Raw genomic sequence first — 2,565 nt, 5'->3', positions numbered from 1 at the left:
GCCAGGGGCGCGGCCGACTGGCGCTGCCAGCGTGCGCGCTCGCGCAACAGGTCCTGCACGCGCACCAGCAGCGACTCCACACGCCGCGCCAGCGTGACGCGGCGCGAGAGGCCGGGAATGGCCTTCTCCAGCGCCTCGCGCTCCTCGCGCGCCCACAGCAGCTGGGTTTCCTTGACCATCAAGGCCGCGCGCTGGCGGATCACCAGCCTTTGCAGCCTCTCTATTTCCTGGGCTTGAAGGCACAGCAGCTCGCTGCTGCGCAACTGGGCGTGGCCGTAGCCACGCAGCAGCACCTGGTGCTCGTGCGCCAGCTGCTGAATGTCGTCCAAGGTCTGGGTCATGGTTTCCTCGGCAAACCTGAGCATCGCGCGGCGGTCGCGCGAAGGCCTGTGCGCATGGCCGCGTGCGGCACGGGCCGGGCTTGCCGGCAAGGCGGTGTGCTGCGGTGCAAGCCGGATGCGTCGGCAAATCAGTGAGAATGATTCTTATTAAATCATGAAATGCCGGCCGTCAAACCGATGACCGTACGCCGCCTGGTGCAAAGGCCGCACCGGCGCAGATGCGCTTGCAGGGCGGCCGTCAGCGCCCTGCCATGTACGGCAACGCAGGCCTGCGCCCGGCCTGCCGTTGCCTGTCCGATCCGCTCAAAGCCCCTTGAGCAGCCGCCCGTTGACCTCGGTGCCGTACAGCGAGTACGGGTTGTCGTGGAACTGCTTGCGCGTGTCGGCCACGTTGTCGGTGAAGCGCGGGTCCTGGGGGCGCTCCATGCTGTTGATGTAGGTGGCCACGTCCCAGGCCTCCTGGTCATCCAGCGTGGGGTTGCCGTAGGGCATGTTGCCCTTGATGAAGCTGGCGGCCTTGTCCACTTCGTGCGTGCCCGCGCCCCAGTTGTAGGACTGCTTGCCCCACAGCGGCGGGAACACGGTCACGCCGCCCGCTTCCTGGCCCTGGCCCTGCGCGCCGTGGCACAGGGCGCACTTGGCCTCGTAGACCTTGGCGCCGCGCTCGAAGCTGGGCTCCTGCGCGGCCTTGCCCACCTTGGTGAAACCCGCGCCGGGCAGCTTCTCGCCCGTGGGCGCCTTCTGCGCCATCCAGTAGGCATAGGCCTCCAGCGCCACAAGGATGTCATGGCCGTCGTCGGGCGCCTTGCCGTTCATGCTGTACATGAAGCAGCCGCGCACGCGCTCGGCGAAGGTGTCCACGTGGTTGGTCTTCTTGCGGTAGGCCGGATACAGCGGGTAGGCACCCCACATGGGTGCGGCGCCCTTGAGCCGGCCTGCGTCCAGGTGGCAGTTCACGCAGTTGAGGGTGTTGCCCGAAAAGCCCACGGCGTTGGCCGGCGTGCGCAGGAAGATGGCCTCGCCACGGCGGATCCACTCGCCCATGGGCGTGTCCGGAATGTCGCGGGCACCGGGCGGCGTGAAGGCTGCGCCGTCGGCAGCCCCCTGAACGGGCTGGGCATCGGGCTTTGCGGGGACAGCAGCGGGTGCGGCGAGTGTGGCGGGTGTGGCGGCCACGTTGACCGGCACGTCGGGCCGGGCTGGACGGCTGACGTACATGCCATAGGCGAGTGTGCCCGCCAGACCGGCGAACAGGCAGGCAACGACGATGTATTCGGCGGTGTTGGAACTGCCGGGGGCGGGATTGCGTGGTGTGTCGGACATGATCGGCTCCCGGTCCATCAGGGTTTGGCCGGCGCGGAGGCCGTGGCTGCGGTGGCTGTGCCCGCGCCATGCAGGCGGGCGTAGTAGGACGCCACCGCCTGGATGTCTTCGGGCGTGAGCTTGCGGGCGATCTTGCCCATCAGGCCCAGGGGGCCGGCCTCGCGCTGGCCCTTGTTCCAGGCGGCGACCTGGCTTTGCATGTAGTCGGCCGTCAGGTGGCCGATGGCGGGGAAGTCCGCTCCCACGCCCACGCCGCCAGGGCCATGGCACTGGGCGCAGGCAGGAATGCCGTCGGCCCAGCGGCCACGCTCGACCAGCCAGGCGCCGTCATCGTCCTTGCCCTTGGGCAGCGGGCCGCGCACGGGCTGGATGGGCAGCGGCAGGCTGGCGTAGTAGGCCGAGACGTCGGCACGGTCCTGGGCCGACAGGGCCTTGGCCATGGGCGCCATCACGGGCGCCTGCCGGCTGCCGTCGGCCAGGTGCTGCAGCTGGCGCGCCAGATAGCCGGCGTGCTGGCCGGCCAGGGCCGGAAAGCCCGCCATTCCCTCGCCCTTGGCGCCGTGGCAGGTGGCACAGGCCGCCGCGCCCTGGGGCGTGCCCGCCTGGGCGATCTTCTGGCCAGCGGCAGCGTTGCCTTGCACCGCCGCCTGCGCAGCGGAGGTGTCTTGTGCCCAGGCGCCGCCCATCGGCATGCAGATGCCGACAGCAATGGCGATGCACGACCGGGACAGGGTCTGTTTGTTCATGCGGTTCATCGTGGGAAGAGGCTGTTGCCCTGCCATGCGTGGGCGCCGGCAGGTGCGCGGCAGCGGCGGACAGGGTCAGTTCTGGATACCTGCGGCTGCCCCCGCACGGCGCAATGCCTGCGCGGCTGGCCAGCCAGGTCGGCACGATACGCAGC

Annotated in this window: 2 protein-coding genes and 1 pseudogene; all 3 read right to left on the bottom strand. The window is 69.8% G+C overall.

Going from position 1 to position 2,565, the window contains the following annotated elements:
- Nucleotides 1-341, bottom strand: a pseudogene (locus L995_RS19710) (DUF2325 domain-containing protein); the annotation flags it as partial.
- A 303-nt stretch (nt 342-644) separates the two neighbouring features.
- Nucleotides 645-1,664 carry a c-type cytochrome gene (locus L995_RS19705; RefSeq protein WP_047473121.1) on the bottom strand — a complete coding sequence of 340 codons (1,020 nt, stop codon included), beginning with the start codon at nt 1,662-1,664 and terminating at the stop codon, nt 645-647.
- A 17-nt stretch (nt 1,665-1,681) separates the two neighbouring features.
- Complete coding sequence (locus L995_RS19700; protein ID WP_016446227.1) at nt 1,682-2,419, bottom strand: c-type cytochrome; 738 nt, start codon at nt 2,417-2,419, stop codon at nt 1,682-1,684.
- Nucleotides 2,420-2,565 lie beyond the last annotated feature (146 nt).

It is taken from the genome of Delftia sp. ZNC0008, from assembly GCF_000799035.1.
Lineage (GTDB): Bacteria > Pseudomonadota > Gammaproteobacteria > Burkholderiales > Burkholderiaceae_C > Comamonas > Comamonas tsuruhatensis.
The sequence above is the reverse complement of the archived record's forward strand: the minus strand, read 5'-3'. Positions and strand labels throughout refer to the sequence as shown.